Annotated in this window: 16 protein-coding genes; all 16 read right to left on the reverse strand. The window is 56.7% G+C overall.

Annotation, left to right across the window (positions count from 1 at the left end):
* Positions 1-342 precede the first annotated feature (342 nt).
* A complete protein-coding gene (locus tag AC4G46_RS24485) occupies positions 343-738 on the reverse strand; it encodes a diacylglycerol kinase family protein (RefSeq protein WP_491125003.1) in 396 nt (131 codons plus the stop codon).
* On the reverse strand, positions 738-1,235 hold the full coding sequence (ybeY, locus tag AC4G46_RS24490) for an rRNA maturation RNase YbeY (protein WP_491125004.1): 498 nt from the start codon (positions 1,233-1,235) through the stop codon (positions 738-740). Before ybeY ends, AC4G46_RS24485 begins: the two co-directional genes overlap by 1 nt.
* On the reverse strand, positions 1,232-3,493 hold the full coding sequence (locus AC4G46_RS24495) for an HD family phosphohydrolase (RefSeq protein ID WP_491125005.1): 2,262 nt from the start codon (positions 3,491-3,493) through the stop codon (positions 1,232-1,234). The genes ybeY and AC4G46_RS24495 overlap by 4 nt, the downstream gene beginning before the upstream one ends.
* A gap of 17 nt (positions 3,494-3,510) precedes the next feature.
* Positions 3,511-4,482 (reverse strand): PhoH family protein, encoded by a 972-nt coding sequence (locus AC4G46_RS24500; protein ID WP_277471147.1) that lies wholly within the window; start codon positions 4,480-4,482, stop codon positions 3,511-3,513.
* 15 nt (positions 4,483-4,497) lie between these two features.
* Entirely contained in the window at positions 4,498-5,679 is a 1,182-nt protein-coding gene (yqfD, locus tag AC4G46_RS24505; protein ID WP_491125006.1) for a sporulation protein YqfD, read from the reverse strand.
* Complete coding sequence (yqfC, locus tag AC4G46_RS24510) at positions 5,676-5,969, reverse strand: sporulation protein YqfC (protein ID WP_068729309.1); 294 nt, start codon at positions 5,967-5,969, stop codon at positions 5,676-5,678. Before yqfC ends, yqfD begins: the two co-directional genes overlap by 4 nt.
* Positions 5,970-6,193: 224 nt before the next feature.
* On the reverse strand, positions 6,194-6,805 hold the full coding sequence (locus AC4G46_RS24515) for a YqfB family membrane protein (RefSeq protein WP_491125007.1): 612 nt from the start codon (positions 6,803-6,805) through the stop codon (positions 6,194-6,196).
* A 16-nt stretch (positions 6,806-6,821) separates the two neighbouring features.
* The gene (gene floA, locus AC4G46_RS24520) at positions 6,822-7,823 is read right to left on the reverse strand and encodes a flotillin-like protein FloA (RefSeq protein WP_068729313.1); all 1,002 of its coding nucleotides are present in this window, start codon (positions 7,821-7,823) and stop codon (positions 6,822-6,824) included.
* Positions 7,824-7,875: 52 nt separating this feature from the next.
* Positions 7,876-9,198, reverse strand: coding sequence for an NfeD family protein (locus AC4G46_RS24525; protein ID WP_491128970.1), 1,323 nt, complete (start codon positions 9,196-9,198; stop codon positions 7,876-7,878).
* A 348-nt stretch (positions 9,199-9,546) separates the two neighbouring features.
* The gene (locus AC4G46_RS24530) at positions 9,547-9,990 is read right to left on the reverse strand and encodes a GatB/YqeY domain-containing protein (RefSeq protein WP_039876079.1); all 444 of its coding nucleotides are present in this window, start codon (positions 9,988-9,990) and stop codon (positions 9,547-9,549) included.
* A gap of 15 nt (positions 9,991-10,005) precedes the next feature.
* Positions 10,006-10,179 (reverse strand): 30S ribosomal protein S21, encoded by a 174-nt coding sequence (gene rpsU, locus AC4G46_RS24535; protein ID WP_005547957.1) that lies wholly within the window; start codon positions 10,177-10,179, stop codon positions 10,006-10,008.
* Positions 10,180-10,318: 139 nt separating this feature from the next.
* Positions 10,319-10,678: a histidine triad nucleotide-binding protein gene (locus tag AC4G46_RS24540; protein ID WP_491125008.1), complete on the reverse strand. Its 360-nt coding sequence runs from the start codon at positions 10,676-10,678 to the stop codon at positions 10,319-10,321.
* Between the two features lie 1,158 nt (positions 10,679-11,836).
* Entirely contained in the window at positions 11,837-15,253 is a 3,417-nt protein-coding gene (locus AC4G46_RS24545) for an AAA family ATPase (RefSeq protein ID WP_491125009.1), read from the reverse strand.
* 1 nt (position 15,254) lies between these two features.
* Complete coding sequence (locus tag AC4G46_RS24550) at positions 15,255-16,439, reverse strand: exonuclease SbcCD subunit D (RefSeq protein ID WP_491125010.1); 1,185 nt, start codon at positions 16,437-16,439, stop codon at positions 15,255-15,257.
* Positions 16,440-16,505: 66 nt separating this feature from the next.
* Complete coding sequence (gene addA, locus AC4G46_RS24555) at positions 16,506-20,597, reverse strand: helicase-exonuclease AddAB subunit AddA (RefSeq protein ID WP_491125011.1); 4,092 nt, start codon at positions 20,595-20,597, stop codon at positions 16,506-16,508.
* Positions 20,594-24,112 carry a helicase-exonuclease AddAB subunit AddB gene (gene addB, locus AC4G46_RS24560; RefSeq protein ID WP_491125012.1) on the reverse strand — a complete coding sequence of 1,173 codons (3,519 nt, stop codon included), beginning with the start codon at positions 24,110-24,112 and terminating at the stop codon, positions 20,594-20,596. Before addB ends, addA begins: the two co-directional genes overlap by 4 nt.
* Between the last annotated feature and the right edge of the window lie 103 nt (positions 24,113-24,215).

Here is a 24,215-nt window from a genome sequence, read left to right on the forward strand (position 1 = left end):
TTTGGCAAACTCACTTCATAAGCATGTACCCAAGTTAGTTCAGCATATACTGCCTGGGTGTATTCGTACAAAACAATCTTCGCAAACGCTCCGCACGTACTCCATGAGTTGACTACTTGCAAAACCCGTTGCGTTAGCATTGACTATGTTCAGCAGATTCTACTTTTTTTCACTTCAGCAAGCTTGCTGCACAGCATTCACTTCGTGAGCAATCATAATTGCCAGTTTACACACCATTAGATTCCGGCAATCCTGCATGAATGCTGCAAAGCCGCTTAATAGAAGATGGCGGAGGGCTCAAACGCCGGTCCGCCTTCCCGTTCCGCTGAATTTGTAAACTGATTATGACATAAACCCGGCAATCCAGTCCATCACCGGATGATAAAAAACGTAGATTCCCACAATAACGGCAAAAACCGCCGTAAGCAGCACAGCTCCTGCGGCGGTATCTTTGGCAGTCTTGGCCAGGGGATGAATATCCGGCGACACCAGATCAATCGTCGCTTCAATCGCTGTGTTCAGCAGTTCTGTACTCAGTACAAGCGTTATTGCCAGCAGCAGCAGCATCCAGCTTGAAGGCGGCAGCCTGAAAAACGCCGCGGCGGCCAGCACCGCCACAGCCAGTACGCTGTGCACCTTCATATTCAGCTCGGATTTGAACGCAGCGGCAATGCCCTGCGCAGCAAACCGGAATGAATGCCAGAATTTTTTGTGGCCCACCGCCGTATTCTTGACCATTAGCGGGTCAGCCCAACCTGTGCTAATACCTGCTCCTGCTTGGACATCATCTCAGCCTCTGATTCCGCATCCTGATGGTCGTAGCCCAGCAAATGCAGGAAGCCGTGTACAAACAGGAAGCCAAGCTCCCGCTCCAGGGAATGGCCGTATTCTTCAGCCTGCTCCTTAGCACGTGTAACAGAGATAATGATATCCCCCAGCGTGTTTGGAACCTCCCCGTATTCTTCAGCCTCTTCAGACGCATATATAATCTCCGGCTCATCCTCCCCGGCCTCATTCATGGCAAAGGACAGCACATCCGTCGGACGGTCGATACCCCGGTATTCGCGGTTCAGCTCGTGAATGCGGTCGTTATCAACAAAGGTAAGGTCTACCTCACCCTTGTCAATCCCTTCAGCGGCACCCGCTTTTTGCAGGATGCTGTCCAGGAGCGTGATCAGCGCGTCCGTAATTTCGTATTCTTCCTGCTCGTTATTCCAATTGATGGCTAGACTCATGTTGTTGCCGCTCCTTCCTCTTTCTTCGGTTTCTTCACTTCTTCAGGATATTCGATCCGCGAGTGAAAAATCCCCATGACCGTCTCTTTGAGCGTCCGGGCAATGATGTCCAGCTCCTTGATCGTCAGGTCACATTCATCAAACTGGTGGTCATCCAGCCTGCTTTTAATAATTTTTTCAATCATCGTCTCTACCTGTACTACGGTTGGCTTGCGGAGTGAGCGGACCGCTGCTTCCACACTGTCTGCGATCCCGACCACGGCCGCTTCCTTGGACTGCGCTTTGGGCCCCGGATAACGGAAATCCTCTTCTGTGAAATCAGGCGTAACACCCTTTTCTTCCGCTATTTTCAGCGCCTTATGATAAAAATAATGCAGGAACGTCGTGCCGTGATGCTGCTCGGCAATGTCGCGGATCGGCTTGGGCAGCTTGTACTCCTTCTGCATCTCCACCCCGTCCCGGGCGTGCGCTACAATGATAGACTTGCTGAGCGCCGGCTCAATCGAATCATGCGGATTCTCCATATTGTTCTGGTTCTCAATGAAATAAAATGGCCGCTTCGTCTTGCCGATGTCGTGATAGTAGGAGCCTACCCGGCAGAGCAGCCCGTCCGCACCAATCGCCTCCGCCGCCGCTTCTGACAGATTGCCGACCATTACGCTGTGATGATAGGTCCCCGGTGTTTCCGTGAGCAGCTTGCGCAGCAGCGGATGATTCGGGTTGGACAGCTCAACCAGCTTCAGCGCGGACAGGATACCGAAGGTAGCTTCGAAGAACGGCATCAGCCCGATGACAAGCACCGCTGTCAGCAGACCGCCGGCAAAAGCAAACCCGACTGAATATAAGGTCTGCGTATCATTCCAGACTCCGCCTCCAAGCAGCTTCAGCATAAAGACGGTCACTGTACCGAATAAGGAGACCATAATCCCGCCCTTGAGGAGCGTGGAACGCTGGCCGGCGCGGTGGGTGGCAAAAATCGCTACATACGATACCACCAGCGCAAAGAAACCGAAGGTAAAATCAAATACCGTGTTCTGCTGCACGTTCAGAATAATGCTGGCGAGCACACTGAACAGGATCGAGCAAAAGTACGCCAGAGTCATATCCAGCAGCATGGCAATCAGCATCGCCCCGATCGCGACCGGAGCCAGGAATCCGACATAATAACGGACATCGGTCTGCAGGAAGGCAGCCAGCTTCATCGTGATAATAGTGATAACAAAGACGAGCACCAGCATCAGAAGCTGCGAATTATTGTACTTGAACCCTGATCCGCCTGTGCCTCCGGAATAACGGATGAACACCATCAGCCCTGCCGAGAGCATTACCGACAGCAGCAGCAGGCCGAATTGCGGCCAGTAGTTAACCTCGTTGCTGAGCAGCCCGTTCTCATCCAGGAGCGTGTACAGCTCAGGCGTGATGACATCACCCTTGGCAACAAGCACATCGCCCTGCTCAATGAACACATCCGGCGTATTCTCGCGTGCTTCAACCTTCGCTTCCTTGGTAGCTTCCTCGTCAAAAAATTTATTAGGCATAATGACCAGCCGGACCAGCTCCTGAGTCACCTCACGGGCTGTCCGCTGGCTGAGGGAGCTGACGCTGACCTGCTCCGCCACCTTCGCGCGGGCGGTCTGGGCGTCAACAATCTGGTCATTCATCAGCTTGATGACAATTTCCCGGGCAACCTGCTTCATTTCGATAATATCCTGGGAGGTGAGCCGCGGAATTTTGATATAGGTCTCTTCCGGAATGGTGTAGGCCTGTTCAGCAATGCCGGACTGGATCTCCTCCAGAAGCGTATCTGAATATGTACCGGCACTGCGGCTGGAATTGATAAAACTCTGTACAAAATCATTGGCCCGCTGCGGGATAACATCCTTATAAATGCCGATTTTGTCGCTTTGCGAGATCAGATCATCCTGATTCAGACTGTCAATCCGGTCCAGCAGCAGGGTAATGAGACTGTCCGCCCTGATCGGTATAATTGCATATTTGTTCTGTACAGCCTCCGCCGCAGCTTCCTGGGCCTTCAGCTTCGCCTTGTTATCAAGAATCTGCTTCGGCGCCGTAATCTCCTTGGCGCTGGTCGTATTCACTTTAATATCATAGCGTTTCGGCAGCAGGTCGGATGAGAGGCTGAAGTAGAAGACCAGCCCCAGGAACAGGAAAAGAGCATAGCGCGTCGCCGCGCTATACTTCCATCCGGTATTGCTGTATACGAATCCGCTTAGTTTCGATGGTTGCTTTGAAGCCATGAGGACAGTCCCCTTTGTTAGTCGAGGTTTTCGGCAGAGCGGTCATAGGCTACGATAATTTTCTGCACCAGTGAATGTCTTACTACATCCTGTTCTGCAAAATATACAAAACCGATTTCCTCAATACCGGATAAAATCGCCTTAGCTTCGATCAATCCCGATTTTTTGCCGCGCGGCAGGTCAATCTGGGTAACATCACCGGTGATGACCATCTTGGAGCCGAAGCCAAGCCGGGTCAGAAACATCTTCATCTGTTCCGGGGTCGTATTCTGGGCTTCATCCAGGATAATAAAAGAATCATCCAGCGTACGCCCGCGCATATAGGCAAGCGGTGCAATCTCAATCAGTCCCCGCTCCAGCGCCTTAGCTACCTGATCCGGCCCCATAACGTCGTACAGGGCATCGTAGAGCGGGCGCAGATACGGATCAACCTTCTCCTGCAGATCGCCCGGCAGAAAGCCCAGGCTTTCACCTGCTTCGACAGCAGGCCGGGTAAGCACGATCCGCTTCACGGAACCCTCCTTGAGGGCAGCAACGGCGAGCACAACAGCGAGGTAGGTTTTTCCCGTTCCTGCAGGCCCGATACCGAAGACGATGTCGCGTTTCTTGATCGTGGTCACATAATGCTTCTGGCCGATGGTTTTGACGCGGATTGGCTTACCGCGGAACGTAGTCGTAATTTCGCCCTTGAACAGGTCCAGCAGCTGATCAGAACGGAACTCCTTGGCCAGCTCCACTGCATACTGGACATCGCGCTCGCTGAGAATGTAACCGCTGCGGATCAGGGACAGCAGCACATTGAACAGCTGCTCCAGCATGTCCACCTCGCGCTCCGCCCCGCGTATTGTAATTTCTGCTTCACGCGAGTCAATCACTGCCGGAATTTCACTTTCAATGATTTTCAGAAATCCATCCTGCGGGCCGAACAGGGATTGCGCTTCTCCCGCATTTTGCAAAGATATACGAATGCTTGCAGTCTGTTCTGACAAGTAGCCTCATTCTCCTCAGTTGTTTACTATCGGAAGTTCTTCCGCGATTCTCTCTTCCACCTCAAACAGCACTTTCATATAAACTTTACCATTGTCTTTCTTCTCATGCAAAATTTTTTGACTTTTAATGGTGCTGTCCGTGCCGTAACGGGCCAAAATATCGCTTTTTGCGCGGGCAATCCCTTCCTCCCTCGCCTCTTCCGCCGTCTTCACCGAAGACGCATAGCTGATCTCCAGCTCCTTCTCCGTCATAACCCCCAGCGGCAGCTGAAGGGAGCGCCAGGATAACATATTATTTTCCGTGAGTGTGCGCGTTTTGCTGAAGCCGGATTTACCGTAACCCCACAGCTGTATTGCCCAGTCTCCGATTACAAGATAGGTCCGGTCTTTTCGTTCCCCGGTATAAGAGCTGCTTGTCGTCTTCAGCGGAACCTCGATATTGTATTCATGCCAGACAAGTCCCCTTACTTCGCCCTTGGCTACCACATATTCTATATTTTCCTCATCACCCAGTGACCCTGATATGAGGATCTGTCCTTTTTTAACCCGGGAATTGATGCCCACCACGGGCCGGCCCTGCTCAGCATAAATACCGGTAACGACCGCATCCGTTCTGCTGACCAGATGGCGCTGGCTCAGGAGGGGCCGCTTCTCCGGCTGGTCTGCCTCGACAACCTGGATTGTGATGCGTGTCCCTGTCCGTTCTACCCCCACCCAGGAAAGCCCCGGCACGCGGGAGGTCAGCCTTTTGGAGAGCTTGTCCGGCTCGTCCATGCGCCAGATCCACTGAAACGGATAAATCCCCTCCTGGCGGGCGGCAGCCAGCAGATCATCCGAGGCGATGCGCTGGTTGCCTTCGATCCGGACTGTCCAGACCATGGAGCAGAATAGCAGAAGCATTACCCCGAACAGCAGGATGCCTCCTGAAAAAAGCTTGCGTCTCCACAGCCTGGCCATCCGGAAAGGAAGGCCGCTCCTCGCAGTGACGTGCATGCGGCAGCCTGTCTTTTTTAAAAGCGGCCGGAGGCTGAAGAAGTCGTCCAGCAGCAGGTTCAGGGAAGCGCCGCTGCCTGCAGGCTTCACCTCCCAGATGACGATGCCGGCTTCGGTTACGGCGTTGATAAACTTTTCCACCGCAGGTCCCGTCACATGCAGTGTAACGAACCCCCGCAGTGATGACAGAGGCGGCTCTTTCATGGTTTCTCCTCGCTTCCCTTGTATCTGATTTCCCCGATAATACCTTCAACAGCCAGCTCCTGGCCGAGGATATTGCGGATCATTAGCTCCTGCCCGGAGATTTCAAGCGAACCCTTGGCTAACGCGATGGTAAGCTGGCCGGACGAAAAATGCAGCACACCGCGGTGGTTCTCGATATACAGTTCCTTATTGCCGATCAGGGTGATCCGGGGCAGCTCCTGCAGCACATCCTGCGGAAGATCCAGTACCCCGTTTGTCCATCCCCGCAGCCTGCGGCCGATACGGGTCATATGTAGACTTCTCCCCCTTCCTGCCTTCTTTACACCTTATGCGGCGCTGCAGGCTTTTATGAGAAATACTCACACAGGGTTAGAGAATGCGGCTACGGTTCCTCCGCAAGGCCTGCTGAAAACGCAAAAAGCCTCCGGACCCTTCAAGAAGGTTCCAAAGGCTTGTATTGCATACTCTGTAATCCAGTTCTGGTCGTCTCAACACGGCAGCTGCAGTAAAGCTGCTATCTTCTCGTTGAGTGCGGCCGCCGTGAACGCGGCGGACCGAGAATTTCCGCCCAGATGATCCCGTTCCGCAGCGCCTGGCGGCTGTCTGCAGCTCCGCCGGTAAGTGAGGAGGAAGCAGAGCCCTGCACACGGGCGGCTGATGGCCCGTCTGCTGCTTTCTCAAGACCATAGGCTGCCATCCCGTCATATGCAGCCTGCAGGCGCTCCAGCTCACGCTGCATCCGTTCTGTGCGGGCCTGCACACTGTCCTCCTGATCCGCAGGCTGCTCGTAGGACATACCCTCACCCGTCTCATAGTCGGGAGTCGGGATCTGCGGCGGCTCATCCCAGGCAGGGGCCAGTTCATGCTCATGCCGCTCATAGGATGAGCTGTCCCGGGAGGACATGCTGCCTTCGGGTGCAGGGAAGCCGCTGCCGGTTCCAGAAGAACGTGCTTTATCTTCGTCAGCGTCCGGCCGTTCAATCCGGCGCAGCGGGTTATCCCCGCCCCCGCCAAAGGTCGGCATTCCGCCCCGGGCGTTAGGCTTTTTCTTATTCTTGGCCGCTTTATTCACATTGGTAAAGATTGCAATCAGAATAATCACGGCAATATAAATCAGACTGCCCATGGGATCTCACATCCCCTTATTTATTGGTCGGACGGTTCGGATCATCCCCGTCGTTCACTTTACCGAGCGATCCGCGCATCTGCGTGTCGGCCTCGATATTTTTGAGATTCATGTAATCCATCACACCCAGCTGTCCGGAGCGCAGTGCTTCGGCCATAGCCAGCGGAACCTGGGATTCGGATTCGACAACCAGCGCCTTCATTTCGACAACTCGAGCCTTCATCTCCTGCTCATGGGCAACGGCCATCGCTCTGCGCTCCTCGGCTTTCGCCTGGGCGATGCGCTTATCCGCTTCGGCCTGCTCAGTCTGCAGGTAAGCGCCGATATTTTTGCCGACATCGACGTCCGCAATATCAATGGAGAGAATTTCAAAGGCTGTACCGGAGTCAAGCCCCTTGGACAAAACAGTCCGGGAAATCGAATCCGGATTCTCCAGTACGTCTTTATGCGAATTACTGGAACCTACCGTGGTAACAATCCCTTCGCCGACACGGGCAATAATGGTTTCTTCACCCGCACCGCCGACCAGCCGGTCGATATTGGCGCGGACAGTCACGCGGGCTTTTACCTTAACTTCAATCCCGTTTCTGGCAACTGCAGCTACAATCGGTGTTTCAATGACACGCGGGTTAACACTCATCTGCACCGCCAGCAGCACGTCACGCCCTGCCAGGTCAATTGCCGCCGCACGGGTAAATTCAAGCGGAATATTGGCCCGCTGCGCCGCGATCAGCGCATTGACAACCCGGTCCACGTTACCGCCGGCGAGATAATGGCTTTCCAGCTGGTTGATGTTAAGACCAAGTCCGGCTTTGGTAGCCTTGATCAGCGGATTAACAATCCGGCTTGGCGTTACCCGGCGCAGTCTCATCGCCACCAGCGTAATAATGCTGATTCTTACACCGGATGCCCATGCGGAAATCCACAGCATAACCGGGAAGAAGCTGAAGAACACACTCAATACAATGATCACGACAACCGCAATCAGCAAAATAGGAATCAAAGATGCTTCGCCCATACCTGTTCCCAACCTCCGTTACTTTAATTAAAAATCATTCTACATTCGCAGCTCATTCCGCCGCTTCCTTTACCACCACACGGCCGCCTTCCACCTTCACCACGGCTATCGGCCTGTCAGGATTGATAAAGCTGCCTTCAGTAACCACATCCACCCGTTCTCCGCCGATCATGGCTGTTCCCGCAGGACGGAGCGGAGTAATGCTCATTCCCGCTGCACCAATGAGGCTGAGCTGTTCCAGTGCAGGCACAAAGCCCTCCTCTTTGGTCAGACTCTCCTGGAGAATGAACCGGTTCCAGATGCCGCGTTCCTTAAAAGTAACCACAACGACAGCAATGACTACCGCCGCAGCAGCAAATGCGATCCCGAGATTAAGCAGGGCGTGGGTGTAGCTGAAGGCTGCACGAACAACACCTGCGATCAGACAGACTGAACCAAGCAGGCCGAGTATGCCGAAGCTTGGCACAAAGAGCTCCAGCACCAGCATGACAAGCCCCAGAATGAACAGCAGCCATGTCTCCGCTCCGGCGAAGCCGGCCACGTAGTTGCCGAAGAAATACAGGGCAAAGGCCAGCGTACCGATGATGCCCGGAGCCCCGAAGCCCGGTACCAGCAGTTCAATGACAATCCCGGCAATCCCGATAAAGAGCAGAATCGTCATGACTACCGGATTAGTGAGAAAATGCGACACTTTCTCGGCCCCGGTCTGCTTAACGTGAAAAATGTCGTCATTAGAGTAGCCCAGCAAGGTAACGGCTTCCTCCGGTGTAGCCGCCAAATGCTCAGCATAGCCCGCCTTCAGCGCCTCGTCGCTGGTCAGCGCAATGATCTGCCCTGCCGCCTTATTCACCCCAAGCTCAGGCTTGTTCACAACCAGGTTCACATCCATCATTCCTGCAGCAATGTCAGGATCACGGCCGTTGAGCATGGCTGCCCCGACCATTTTGGATTTCCAGTAAGAGACGATTTTGGCGTCATCCACACTGTTCCCTTCCCTGTCTACGAGCGATGCCGCGCCGATCATGCTTCCGGGCTTCATAATAATGTTGTCTGCATTCAACGCTATGTAACTGCCTGCCGATGCAGCGTCGCCCTTAATAAAAGCTGTAACCGGAATGTCGCTGTCCCTGATCAGTGAACCAATCTGCTCTGCAGAATCCACCAGTCCCCCGGGTGTATCAATCTCCAGTACAATCAGAACCGCCCCGTAGTTAGCCGCCTCTGCAAATCCGCGCTCCAGAAAGCTCTGCAGCCCGCGTTCAATCTCATGTTCAACCGGAATGATAAACACAGGGCCGCTTTTGACTTCTCCGGCCGGCCGGCCTGTTGACCCGGATGATGCGGCTGCACCTGCCAGTACCGGTATGCACAGCATCAGCAGCAGAATAGCAGCGGTAAAGGAAACAAGCCCTTTCCTGAATCTGCTCACAATAGAACCTCCCCTCTTCATGATAACCCATTTCATACTCCTAGTACGCCTTTATCCGTCAATCCGTTTCAAAACATTAACCGGGCTGACGGCTTTTAGCCCAACAAGTAGAAACGGCTATGCCGTCCTTCAGATAAGGCGGTACCTGTTTCTGCGAGAAATAGAAGGATTATTGATAACGTAAAACATATAAATTCTTTTATTTTGAAAAAGGGACAAAGATAAGCAGATGCTTATCATTTGTCCCTTATATAACGAAAAACACCCCTTATAAAAAGGGGTGTTAGCGCTATATTATTGCAGAAATTGCAGAACCGCCTGGTTCACAAGTTTACCATCGGCGCGACCTTTGACCTTAGGCATCAGTGCGCTCATGACCTTACCCATATCACTTTTCGAAGAAGCACCGGTTTCCTGGATGGTCTGCTGTACAATTACTTTAATTTCTTCTTCGGAAAGCTGCGCAGGAAGATACTTAATGATAATCTCGATTTCTGCCTTCGTATTCGCGGCAAGCTCTTCACGACCCGCTGATTCAAATTCTTGGAGGGCATCTTTGCGCTGTTTGATTTCACGACTAAGGATATCAAGCACTTCGTTGTCGTCTAATGTTCTCTTTAATTCTATTTCAGAATAATTTATCGTAGAACGAACCATTCGAATGGTGGAGAGTGTGAACTTGTCCTTACTCTTCATCGCTTGCTTCATATCTTCGTTCAATCGTTCGCTAAGATTCATGACTCGGTAATCCTCCTAAAACTTTCTCTTACGAGCAGCCTCAGACTTCTTCTTGCGCTTAACGCTTGGCTTCTCATAATGCTTGCGTTTCTTCACCTCAGCCAAGACACCATCTTTAGCGATGGAACGTTTAAAGCGACGAAGTGCAGCATCAATTGTCTCGTTTTTACGAACTTTCGTTTCAGACACCAGTTTTCCCTCCCTCCGACCAGACCGTCCAAGAGCATAACACGGTTCATCAACTTTCATTATAGGTCAAACCGAAATAAGGTGTCAACCTTCGTGTTATTCTTTTTTCCGGCAGGTATTCTGAATTTGGAATAATACGCTAAGCGTGTGAATCAGATATGCCCACGAGGGCGCCCAGCTTGGCACCGCCAATCAGGTGGTAATGCAGGTGTGGAACGGCTTGTCCGCTGTCCGGTCCGCAGTTGTTAATCAGCCGGTATCCTGTTTCAGCGACACCGAGCTCGGCAGCAATCTGCTGGGCTACAGCATGGATCTCGGCGATCAGCGGCAGATCCTCTGCCGTAACATCGTTCATCGAGGAGATGAATTTCTTGGGAATAATCAGCACATGCACCGGTGCCGCAGGCTGAATATCATGGAACGCCAGAATCCGCTCGTTCTCGAACACCTTTTTTGAAGGAATTGTGCCCTCAATAATTTTGCTAAAAACGGTTTCCATACAACACTTCCTCCTGAACGTTTTGTGGTGCGATACTGCTAAGTGTGCTCCGGAATCAGACTTGCTACGTAGCGCTGGACCGAATGTGTGGAGCGAAAGCGCTGAACTAACTTGCAGAGCGAAAGTCTAACTGATTTTGTAAAGCGTAAAAGCCCTAATACTGGTGCTGAACTGGTTTGTGAAGCCTAAATGTTAGGTGCTCTTCGCAGCAGCTTGCTGCCTGGAAAGACATATGACCCGTAGATCGCCTGTCTGCCCCACCGATTGCCCGGCCTTCCCGCCATTGTTTTTTATGTGTCTAATCATACAGGATTTTTACGGAATACGAAAGCCGGGGCGGGAGGGCCATTTGTAAAAAAGGGAAATGTGGCTAAGGGGGATGGAAACCTCGCTGAGGGACGGTGCAGGTACAGGACACGGGAAAGGGTTTAGGACATAGCTGACAGTAGAAAAAGGCACTTACGGCGGGCCGGTACCGGCCAAGAGGCGGGAAGACAATATTGGGCATGGCTGCGGCTGTGGCGGAAATGTAGTGAGAACTGGGTGTACGTATGTGGTGATGAGCGCATGGGCATTGGCAGGTGTTAAAAATGAGCGGGGTATCAATATTCCTGTGTTGTAGTACAGTCATCAGCAAGGGGCAAAATCAAACTGTATCAGTAACAGCTGGAATGAGTTCGTTAACTTTTAGTTAAAATCTGGGGCATGTTAGCAATGCATTAAAATTTCACTTTGTACCTGACTACACTTTATACAACTGAAACGACGCTTTTTCTTCAATTTTCTTTTTTAAGTGTATCCGGACAACTATTTAGATATTTAGCCCGCTTTAGTTGAACTAAATACAGCTATATGGCGCTGACAACGAATTCCGGTGCTTTTTGTTGAACAAAGTGCAGCTATCTCAGTACAGTCAAACACCACAGCAATTCTTCATTCACGTACATAAAACCAGATGTATAAATATGGATACATAAAAATAGACAAAAAAAAGAAACACCCTATCAGCTGAAAGGCTGATTCGGCGGCGAACGTATGAAAAGGAGTGCATCCCGGTCATACGTCCGCCGAGGTGTTTCTAAAAGATGTCGGCTTAGCTGTATTATAACAGGGGCATGATGGTGTCTCTGTGATTGACATCACATCAAGCCCCAAGTTTCACATTTTTTCCAAAAGAATGTGCGATCCCCCGCCCCCCTGCTCGGCAGGAACGACAATCAGCTTGCGCGGCAGCCTGGCCCGGAGCTCGGGAACATGGCTGATAATGCCGACCGACAGCTGGTCATTGTGCAGCTTTTCCAGGGAAGTGATTACGGTATCCAGCAGCTCTGTATCCAGAGTGCCGAACCCTTCATCCAGGAAAAAGAACTGCAGCGGGTATTGTCCGCGCAGCTGGATCTGTGCCGACAGGGCGAGCGCCAGTGACAGGGAGGTCAGGAACGTCTCCCCGCCGGACAAGGTAGAAACCGGACGGCGGACGCCGCCGTTACCGTCATCGCGGATCACAAAGCCGCCGCCGGAGTCCACCTCCAGCGCATAACGCTGCTTGGACAGAAAACGCAGACGCTGCGAAGCAGCCTGGCAGACCTGCATCAGCTGCTCTTCGGCGATATACTCGACAAAGGCATTGCCGCGCAGCACCGTCTGCAGCTTGGACAACTGGTCCTGCAGCGCCGCATGACCGGCCCGCTGCTCCTCCAGCTCCATCCAGCGGACATGGCGCTGCTGGAGATCCTCCAGATCGCGCTCGGCACGGGCCCGGCTGCGCAGCGATTCCTCATCGTCCTCCTTGCATTGCTTGAGCCCGGCCTGACTGGCCAGCCAGTCCTCGTCGCTGAGCACTTCACCCTGCAGCTTATCGGCGATGCTCCGCAGCTGCAGGTTCACTTCAGCCTCCTCCTCACGGTGACTCCGCACACGGAGGGCTGCCGCCGTCCGTTCTTCCGGCGGCAGTGCTGCAGCTTCAATTTCGGCCGCTGAAGCAAACGGAGACGACTGCAGGCTCTCTTCCCAGCGCGCAGCAGCTTCGGTGTAATGCTCGCGGGCCGATTCAGCCGCCTGGCGGGCAATGGCCGCTTCCTTCAGCTCATGCTGCGCCTTCTCGGCAGCCTGGCGGTGGCTTAGCCTGCTGCTCTCTAGCGCAGCCTGCAGGCTGCGCAGCTGCCGCTCGCAATCAGCAAGCAGCTCGGCAGCGGCCCGTCCGCCTGTCCACTGCTGCAGACGCTGCGCCTTCTCGCGCTCCAGCGCTTCCTTGCCCTCCAGCTGGGCATGCAGCTGTGCCAGCTCCTTGTCCAGACCGGTAATTTCCTCCTGCAGCGCCTGAACGGCGGCGTTTTTGTCCTCCAGGAATTTCACGCTGATCTCCAGACGTCCCCGGATTTCTTCCGACTGCTCGTCCTTAAGCTGCATGGCCCGGTAAGCGGCCTCCGCCTCGTTCACCGCCAGTTCCGGGAACAGCACTGCCCACTCTCCGCGCAGTCCGGCTAACTGGCCTGACAGCTCCTCGGCTTTGGCGGCCAATCCCTGCAGCCAGGCTGTCTCTGCCTCTACGGCAGCTGCTTCCTTATGGCATAGCTGCTGCTGCTCCTGCATGGACTGCTGCCACCGGGCCGCAGTGCTGCGCAGCGCTGCGGAGCGGGACTTGCCGGAGGCCAGTCTAGCCTCAAGCTCTGCAAGCAGACCAGCATCCGGAGCTTCCGCCTGCGTCTGCCCGGCCTGTGCAACAGCAGCAACGGCCTGCTCCAGACCCGCAGCAGCCGTGCTGTCCGCCACGCCGGCGCCATACACCTGCTCGAGCCAGGCCCCGTCCTGTTCCAGCAGGCTGTGCAGCAGGTGGCGTGTATCGAGCGCCTGTCTCGCCAGCTGGCGCACCTGCTGAAGCCGGCCGGCAGGCTCTTCCTCCGCGCCGCCGTCCTGGGCGGACGCAGGCGCGGGATGATGCTCGCTGCCGCAGACCGGGCAAGGCAGCCCGTCACGGAGTTCGCCGGCGAGCGCCAGCGAGAGCCGGTGAACCTCCTGCTCTTTGAGCGCGGCCTCCAGCGCGCTGCCGTGCTGCTCCAGGCGCACGGCAGCTTCCCCTGCGGCGGCTTCCGCAGCCCGCAGGTCCTCCAGGTGCAGCGCCGCCGAGGCGACCTGCCCGCTGCGCTGCGCCGCCAGCTCCTGCCGCCAGCCCTCGGCAGCGGCAAGGCGCGCCTGCGCCGCGGCGAGCACCGCCGCGCGGCCCTGGCGCTCGCGCTCGGCCGAGTCCCGCTGGGTCTCGGCCGAGCGCAGCCCCTGCAGTCTCTGCATGGCTTCCTGCAGAGACTGCCGCTCCTGGGAGCGGACCGCCAGCGGCAGCAGGCTCTGCTGCAGCTCCTGCTGCTTCTTTTGGCCGCGGGCCAAAAGCTCCCGCTCCCGGGCCATCTTCTCCTGCGCGGCGCCCAGCGCGCCGGAGAGGGTCCCGCTGCGCTCCAGCACAGCGGCGCGCTCCTGCCGCAGCCCGGCGAGCTCGGCTTCGAGCTCAAGCGCGCGGCGGTAGGTGTCTGCGCCTTCGCGCAGCGCAGGCTCCTCCGCCAGCAGCGCAGCCTGCGCCGCAGCTTCGGCTGCGGCAAGCCCCGCCGCTTCCCGCTCAGCGGATGCGGCGTTCACCTCCTGGCCCTCCGCGCGGGCCAGCCGGCTCTTCCAGGCGGCTTCCGCGCTGCGCCAGGCGGTCAGCACAGGCAGCCGCTGCTCAGCCTCGTCAGCCTGGCCGAGCTTACGCTCCAGGAGGAGGATGCCTTCCTCCTGGGCAAGCAGCGCCTGCCGCTTGGCCTCGCGGCGGGTGCGCTCCTCCTGCAGCTCGCGGATCTTCGCGAAGCGGTCGGAGCGCTGCTGGGCTTCCTCCAGCAGCTTGCGGCACTCCTCCGCGCGGCTAACCGCTTCCTGCAGCCGGACCTCCGCCGCTTCGACATCCGCTTTGCCAGCGCTGCCAAGCCCCTGCTGCTCAGCCTCCAGTGCCCGCAGCGCGGCCTCATTGTCCTTGATCCTGCGGCTGAGCTTCAGCGCCAGCTGGTCCCCGTACTGCTCCAGGTGGAACAGCCGCTGGAGCATCTGTCTGCGGTCGACACCCCGCAGCGACAGGAACTCGGCGAATTTGCCCTGGGGCAGCACGACCGCCCGGGTAAAGTCATCCATCTTGAGCCCGATATGCTCCTCCACACAGCGGGTAACATCAGCCAGCTTATCCGCCAGGACATGATCGCCGTCTTCCGTCAGTTCGATAAAACGGCTGATCGTATTGCTGATCGACTGCTCGCCGGTACGTTTGAATTTCCGTTCCACCCTGAAGCGGCGGGGACCTGCCGAGGAGACAAGCTCGAAGGTGAAGGCTACGCTAAGCTGATCCTCGGAATGGTTCATGATTCCCTGCGTACCGTTCACCGCACGCTCCACCTTGCCGTACATCGCCAGCGTTATGGCATCCAGCAGACTGGACTTGCCGCTGCCTGTCGGGCCAAAAATCCCGAACAGTCCTGTCTCGGTCAGACTGGAAAAATCTATCTCCTGCTGCTCCCTGTAGCTCTGCAATCCGGACAATTTTAATAGAATCGGCTTCACGTCAGCCCACCTCCCCTTCCTCCGGCTGGCGCCGGTCCTCTTCTTCCGCCAGCTCCAGGAACAGCCGGATCAATTCATCCTCCGGTTCCGCGCCGCCGGTCTGCCGCTGGTAAAATTTGCGGAACAGCTCCTGGACCGGCATGCGCGAACGGGCAGTCTGTTCGAGCTCCAGCTCCATCTGCGGATAGACCGGTCGGATATGAATAATCCCTTCCCGCGCCTTGCGCAGACGCTGGATATCATTCAGCGACATCGCTTCCGTCAGCCTCAGCTCCAGATCGATAAAAGCATTGGCGTCACGCCCCTCATCAAGCCAGCTGTAGACCTCCTGCAGCCCGCCGGAGGATTTCCAGTTCACCAGCGGACGGCCGCAGCTGAGGTAAATCTCCTCAAACACCGGCTCGCCTCCAGGGGCAACATCCACCATCGTTACAGACTTGGCCTGACCCGCTTCAGAAAAGCTGTAGGCCAGCGGCGATCCGCTGTAACGGATCATCCCTTCGCCTTTAACACGCTGGGCGCGGTGCAGATGCCCGAGCGCTGTATACTGGGCGCCGCAGGACAAGGCAGACGGATCTACCGTATAAGCGCCGCCGACCTGAATCGGACGCTCGGAATCACTCTCCACACCGCCCAGCACATAAATGTGGCTCATCGCCAGATTTACCGTCTGCGGCGTAAACTCCCGGCCCAGCAGCTTCATCAGCCTGCCGACTCTCGCACTGTATGCCAGCCGCAGCTCATCTTCCCCGCTCTCACCGGCAAGCAGCTCGCCCAGACGGGCTTCCGAGGGATAGGGGAGGGCAGCAATTTTGGCGATTTCGCCAGTCCGCACCGCATGTACCGTTACCGGCTCTGAAGTAGGCATACCAACCAGTGTAATGCCCTGTCTGCGCACCAGCGGGGAGACGGACGCCACACGTTCCGGCTGGTCATGGTTACCCGAGATGACCACAAGCGGCCTGCCGCCCGCAGTCAGCCTGGCAGCCGCATCATAGAACAGCTGCTCCGCCGCCGCAGGAGGATTGACCGAATCATAGACATCCCCCGCCATCAAAATAAGATCCGCCTGACCGGCGTCGGCAATTTCCACCAGTTCGTCAATGAACTGCTCCTGCTCCTTCTGCCGGCTCCGGCCTTCCAGCGTACGGCCCAAGTGCCAGTCGCCTGTATGCAATATGCGCATTTCCGCCCTCTTTTCCCCGCCACCTGCGGTATTCGTTGATCTAATATGTCAGTTCATTTAATAGACTTAGAGACTTACAGCATGCCCGCCGTCAAAAAAGTACAGCCAGATCTCGCTGACCGGCTCGCCTGTAATATCCTGAAGCGCCTTGCTGTACAGCTCAAGCTGAAAACGGTATTTCTCCCTCAGCCCGTCCAGCCCGCCTGTATGCTCCAGCACGGCATCTGTCTTGTAATCGACCAGGATCAACCGCCCGTTCTCGCGGAACAGACAGTCGATAACCCCCTGGATCAGCACGGCTTCTGCAAGCGCCCCCCCGCCTGCCACCGGAGGCTCCGCTGCCGCCTGATCATAATAATCCAGTCCTTCATAAGCCTCGGCGGCCGGAACCATATAACTGAACGGCTGCTCTCTCTGCTTCCATTCGGCATCCAGCAGTCTGCGTCCCAGTTCACTTCTATAAAAAGCCTCCACCTCATCCAGTTCAACCGCCTCAGCCTGCTCACCGCTCAGGATGGCAACCCTGGCAAGATGCGCCAGCGTCGCTTCCAGCACGGCACGGTCAACCGGGCCTTCCAGTGGAACATGCTGCATTACCGTATGGTAGGCGGTACCGCGCTCCGCACCTGTCAGGCCGCGCTTCTCCATGAATTTGGGACGGCGAAGATGAAGGCTGTCCGCACGCGAAGCTTGTGCTGTGCCCGGCTGGCCTTTACGTCCGCCGGCTACAGCCCGTTCCTCCAGCAGATCAAAGGAAGGCTGATCCTGCAGCGAGAGCATCGATTTCAGCTCCGTAACCGATGTCTTCGCCGGAATAGCGGAGGCTGCAGCCAGCGGATACTGCCATTCGAGTCTCCCGGCAATTTCCCCGGCTGCTGCTGTGGAATAGGCGGTTACCGCCTTGCCTTTGCGCAGTGCTTCGAGCACCTGGCGCTTTTCTTCGTTTTTGGCTGCATCGTCTTCCGCGGCAAAAGGAGTGCTTGAGCTTAACGCAGCGGCATTATGCACGGAAATACTCCAGTTGGAGCTGTCGCCGTGCAGCACCGTTGATCCCGTTCCCTCAATACCGGCCAGCTTGCGCAGAATGGCTGCGGCGGGATGACGGATCAGCGCCGGGCCCACCCAATCCAGATAGCTGCGGCCCCTGGCCAGCAGATGATCGGCAAGCAGCAGCTCCTCACGGCTCTGTGTGCCTGCCCAGGCGGTTACGGTGCGCGGCACATCGCGCAGCGTGCCGACGAGAATCATTTTGTCGCGCGGCCGGGTTAAGGCTACGTACAGTACACGCATTTCCTCAGCCAGCAGCTCCAGCCGGGAGCGCCGGTTGATTGCCAGATACGGAAGGGTCGGATAGCTGACCCGTGTCTCCCGCTCCACAAACCGCGGGCCGAAGCCCAGCTCCTTATGCATCAGGAACGGGGAATGCAGGTCCTGGCGGTTGAATTGCTTCGCCATCCCGGCGATGAAGACAACCGGGAATTCCAGACCTTTGGACTTATGGATCGTCATGATATTTACCCCGCCGGTTTCTTCCCCGGTTCCTGCGGCAAACCCGAGGTCACCCCCGTTTTCACGGAGCCGGTTGATAAAGACGAGAAAGCGGAACAGGCCGCGGGCCGTGGTATCATTTTCGAACTGGACTGCCCGGTCATACAGGGCTTTGAGATTGTTCTGGCGCTGGAAGCCGCCCGGCAGACCGCCGGCCCATTCCAGATACCCGCTTTCCCCGTAAATGCGCCATATCAGCGTGCTCAGGCTGCCCTGCCTTGCGGCATCTCTCCAGCCCTCAAGCAGGTTAAGGAAATGCTGCAGCTTCTCACGCAGCTGCGGCTGAATCTGTATTGCAGAATCCGCGCCGGAATCTGCAGAATCGGATTGTTCCAGTGCTGCCGCAATCTCGGCTTGAGCCAAATCCGAGTCTGTCCCGGTACCAGCGGTTTGCTCTCCAGCTGCCGCTGTGAGAGCATCATAAAAAGTACCGTTGCTGCACAGGCGAACAGCAGCCAGCTCCTCCTCGGTCAAGCCGACAACCGGCGAGCGGAGCACACCAGCCAGTGGAATATCCTGGCTTGGGTTATCTGTAATCTGTAGAAGCGAGAGGGCAATTTCCACTTCGGTAGCCTGAAAATAACCTTTGTTCTGATCTCCGAAGGCCGGGATGCCCTCCAGGCGCAGCTCTTCGATCATCAGCGGTGTCCAGATCCGCGCTGAGCGCAGCAGAATGACGATGTCCCCATAAACGACCGGACGCATCAGCTTCTGTGACTTATCGTAGATCAGCAGCGGCTCGCCGCCGGTCATCCCGGTCATCTGGGAGATGCGCCGGGCGATGGCCCGCGCTTCCAGCTGCGCCGTTTCGCTCTCAATGGCCTCATTCTCCTGAGCCGGGAGCTCGCCGTCTTCCCCGGCTTCTTCTGCCCCTCTTCCGGAGGAAGCTCCCTTGTCGATCAGCAGCAGCTCAGGGGCAAAAGAAATATCCGGCCCCTTCTCGGCCGCTCCGGGAAAGTTCGCTCCGTAGACCAGCTCTGCCCGTTCATCATAACTGATCTCCGCAACCGTCTTGTCCATAATCTGCCGGAACACCATATTAACGGCATTGACGACTTCCATCCGGCTGCGGAAATTGCGGGCCAAGTCGATAACCATGCCGCTGCCAGCGGCTCCGTCTTCCGCGCCTGCAGCAGCCTCATCCCCTGCTTCCGTTGCACCTGCAGAGCTGAAGCTGTTGTATTTGTCCAGGAACAGCCCCGGTTCGGCAAGCCGGAACCGGTAGATGCTCTGCTTCATGTCGCCGACCATGAACCGGTTGCCCGGCGCTTCGCGCGCGATCAGCCGGACAATCTCCTCCTGCACACTGTTCGTATCCTGATATTCATCGAGTAGCACCTCATCGAACTGCTCACGGTATTCCACCGCCGCATCCGAGGGAAGTGAATGGCCGGGCTGTGAATCAGGACGACGCAGAATCTGCAGGCAGTAATGCTCCAGATCACTGAAGTCGACCAGCCCCCGGCCGGCCTTCTCCTGGCGGTAACGCTCACCGAAGGCGATAACAGTCTCCTCCAGCTCATGCATCAGCGGAGCCGCCTCATGCAGCTCTGCCAGAAAAGCTTCTGCAGGACGCCCGAACAGTGATTTCTGCAGCTCAAGCAGGCTCTTCTTCACGTTATCACGCAGTTCCTTGACCATTTCCTGCAGCCCGGGATCTGTCGAATCCTTCCGGCAGGCCTTCAGCTTGCCGAAATAGATTTCCACAAACACCTCATACAGCTCAGCCCAGGGCCGCGAGACCAAAGCCTCCTGCATTCCGTGTACCATGGCCAGATCCTCGGCCAGATTATCCGCATACGGGGCAGGCCCGCCCGGCTGCAGGGCAATTTCTCTGGCCTGCATTAGCTGGCTGGCAGCTCCGTCCAGCGTCAGCTTCGCTTCAGCCAGAATGCTCTGTACCCAGGGGGTCTCTCCCAGACTCTCCGTGTCCGGCAGGGCAAAATCAGCCGCAGTATCCCGCAGCCACTGATCGGGCCACGGATGACTGCGCGAAAAGTCATGCAGACGCTGTATTAGCGCATGCACGGCATCATCGCTGCGTTCCCCGCTGAACCAGTCTGCCAGCTGCACAAATACAGGGTCTTCCTCTTCATCATTCATTTCCCCGTATTTTTCCTCCAGCAGCTCTTCCAGCAGCTCCTGGCGCATCATTTCCGCTTCATGCTCATTCAGAATCCGGAAGCCCGGATCAATCGGGATGATCTGATAATATCTGCGGATGACTTCCAGACAAAAGGAATGCAGCGTGGTAATGGAAGCTCTGCCCAGCAGGGCGAGCTGGCGGCGCAGATGATCCACCTCAGGGCTCTGCCCGCCTCCGGCGCCTTCCGCCTCCTCCAGCTTCTGTTCCAGCGCCTCACGGATCCGCTGGCGCATCTCCGATGCAGCTGCTTTAGTGAACGTGGCGACGAGCAGCCGGTCCACACTAAAGCCGGTTTCCGCACGGCTGATTTTGCGGATAATCCGCTCTACCAGTACTGCCGTTTTGCCTGACCCTGCCGCAGCCGCAACCAGTATATCGTCACCGCTTTCGGCGATCGCCCTCCACTGGTCGTCACTCCAGAAGCTGCCTTCCGGCTTCGCTTCTATTTCCGCTCTGATCCTCACGGCTTCTCTCCTCCTTTATTCGACAGCAGCTCCCAGACGGCATCCTTGCCCGGTTTGCCCAGATTGTTATAGCCGTTACCTTCCACCGCTTCATCGAACTGGCAGACCGGCCGGAATGAACAGAAGGTACAAGCTGTCTCCTGCTGAATCCGGTAAGGCTGAATAGCCACATCCCCTTCGGTAATCCGCGTCCCGATCTCTGTAATATTGCTGCGTACTGAGGACAGCAGCTGTCCCCACTGCTCAGGTGTAGCCACGGATGCGCTGCTGTAGAAGCTCCCGTCACTTTTTAGCGCCACCGGTACAATGGAGGAATACCCCTTATCCAGCGTCGTATCCATCAGCGAGACTACCTCACGGTCGGCAGTCAGCAGCCCTTTCATTTTGAACCGCTTGAGCAGCTCCTGCGCCGCCTGTTCACGGTTAAGGCCGTTCGGTGAAGTCAGCAAAGGATCATGTACGTGAAAATATAACGTTCCGGCCGGAAGCGCCGCTCTGCCCAGCCACTGCTCCGAATAGGTAAGCAGCACATCGAGATAGGTCAGCATCTGCAGCGACAAGCCGTAATACACCTCATGCAGCTTCAGATCCTTCTGGCTTGATTTGTAATCGATCACCCGCAGCAGCACGCCCTGCTCGCTTTCAGCTTTATCTACCCGGTCAATCCGGCCGACTACTTCCATCACACAGCCGTTAGGCAGATTGATTATCAGCGGCGGCAGATCCTTGCCCGGTCCAAAATCCAGCTCCAGCCCCGCCGGCTCAAAGCTGCCCCGGCGGGCATGCTCACCGAGAATAATCGAGGCGCGCCCGACAATATTCTTGAGCTTGCGGGAAATATATCCGTACCGTTTGGTGCTCATGAGGATTTCTCCCTGCAGCAGCGGGGCAAGCTTGTCCACCGTCGCTCCCGCTTCCTTCCGGCATTCCTCGGCCGACAGGCTGCCCCAGCCCTTCCCTTGATCCTGCAGACGCTTGGCCATGTCGCTCAGTGCCGCATGGAACAGCTGGCCGATATCCGGTGCCTGGAGCTTGTAGAGCTGGCGCTCCTTGAGTCTTAAGCCGTACGAGGCAAAATGGGAAAACGAGCAGGCCACGAATTTCTCCATCCGCGAGACGCTGCCCCGCAGCGTTGAACCGCCGTACAGCCGCAGGCTGGTCTCCCGCCGCAGCGGAATCCCGCTGTTGCGGTAGAACAGCGATCCGAGCAGACGCAGGAGCGGCAACCGGCGTTCCCGGCCCCCGCTGATGTACCAGTTGTAGGCATCCCACCAGATGCCGGGTATGTCAACGCCTTGCTTCCATTGCCGCAGCTGCATAATCAGCATGCGCAGCGTCTGTTCAGGCTGGCCGATGAAGCCGAGATGCCGGGCTTCCCCTTCGCTATCATCCGGCTGGATCGCCGAAGGGAACCCGGACGTGATATGCTCGGACAACCCCTCAGGGAACATAATGTGCAGCTGGCGGATAATCTCGGAAGGCAGCAGTGCCTTGCCTTCATCATCCGCACTCGCATAGCTGATCCACAGTCTGCAGCTGGCTGTCGTGAGCGCATTATAGACCAGGAAACGCTCGTCCAGCAGCTTACGCGCCGCTCCCGGCGCAAGCTCCATGCCGGCATTCTCCAGCACCAGCCGCTCGCCTTCGGAGAGAATTCCGTCCTCCTTGAACTGTGCAGGCACAACTCCTTCATTAAAGCCGAGCAAAAAGGCATATTTCACGCCAGTTGTCCGGGTCCGGTCCATCGTTCCGACCAGCACCTGATCGAGGGACGGCGGAACAAGCCCCATTCTGAGCTCGGTAAGGCCGGTTTCCAGCACTCCGGCGAACAACTCAAACTCCAGCCGTTCTTCGCCCATCATTTCGGCAATCTGGTCCAGCAGGTCAAGCACTGCATCCCACAGCTGGCTGTTCTCACGGGCAGCCGCCGGCTCACCCTGCTCAAGGGCTGCCCTACTGCGCCGCTCCAGCTTGCGCGCGATATCCGTTTCCTGCAGAAGCTGATAAACGGCCGTACACAGCTCAAGACCGGTACGGCTCCGCTTGACCCGCTTCTCAAAGGCATAGAGAGGCCCGGTAATTGCTTCACGGCAGGCTTCCATCTTCGCCAGCAGCGCCTCATCCACAACTCTCGCCCCTTCGAGCGACAGACTAGGTATCCCCTTCCACGGCTTACCGTTCGTCCAGCGGTAGCCCTGGATGCCGCAGGCCAGCACATAGTTCTCGAGCTGATCCATATCCTCACGGGTCATGCTGCCGTCCAGCGGCAGCAGCAGATCGGTCTTCACACAGCGGAACACATCCTCGTAACGCCAGCGCCGGCGCACGGTATCCAGCGCAGAGCGGATAAATTCCGCCAGCGGATGATGCAGCTCACTTGCTTTGCGGTCAAGGAAAAAAGGAATGCCGTAGTCTTCGAATAACGGGGCAACCAGTGCCTCGTAGTCGCCGATATTCCGCACAAATACGGCCATTTCGCCGTATCTGGCCCCTTCCTCGCGGGCCAGCCGGAGCATTTCCCGCAGTGCGCCCTCAACCTCCGTCCTGCGGGAGGAGGCTGCCGTTACCGACAGCTCCCTGCCAACCTGACCGGCTTCTCCGGCCCACTTCCATCTGCGCCCATAGCTGCGTTCCAGATGAGCAAGGACGGGACTGTCTTCAAACCGCGGCGGCACAGGAGGAGCAAGCAGCTCATCCCAGACCTCAAGCCCCGCCTCTTCCGCCATTCCGCGCAGCTTGATATAAGTAACAGCCGGCGGATGAAAGAGCTCCAGCTCATGCGGCTGAAGCCCCGGCGGATAAATGTTGTCCAGGGTCAGTGCCACCGTTACCCTCGAGGCATGCAGCATAATCTCGCGCAGCACCATGAATTCCTGGGGAGTAAAGCCGTGGAAGCCGTCAACCCAGACTTCGGCGCCTCGTATATAGGAAGAATCGGGAATATGGGCGGCCAGCTCGGCCAGCCGGTCCTCTTCATCGATATATAATCCCGACATTGACTGCTCCAGGTCGCTGAATACAAGCTGCAGATCATCCAGCTTCCCGGCCAGAATCGGGCTGCCCGAAGAGTCCCGCATTCTGGACAGCTGCTCCTCCAAATCATTTGTCCCGATGCAGCAGCGCTTCAGCTCAGTATGCAGGCTGCTCAGCCGTTCAACGAAGCCGGGCCGGTCACCAGAGGCGCCGAACAGCTTCAGCTCATCCTTGCGGCGGCTGATAATTTTGTAGAGCAGCATTTTCTTGCCTTCCTCGCTGATCGGAAGCCCCGCGCTGCCTCCCGTCTCCTGCTTCACCCGGTAAGCCAGCCGGGAGAAGCTGAGCGTCTGGGCCCTGATGCTGCCCTTGGCTTTTGCCGTACTCAGCAGCCCCCGTTCCGCACTGAACGAGCCTTGCTCCGGCACAAGCACAATCAGCGGTGCGCCCAGCGGCGCTGATTCCAGCCGGGAGGAGACTTCCTCCCAAATTTTCGTAGTTTTGCCGCTGCCCGAGCGGCCTAGCAAAAAGTTCACCGTCATTGCAGTAGACTCCTTCCGTGGTGCAGATGGGGTGCGTAAACCCCGGCACCCTTGTTTCATTCGTCCCAACATTATAGCATATCTGCAAATCTCTTAATAGAAC

It is taken from the genome of Paenibacillus sp. fava2 (assembly GCF_058313675.1).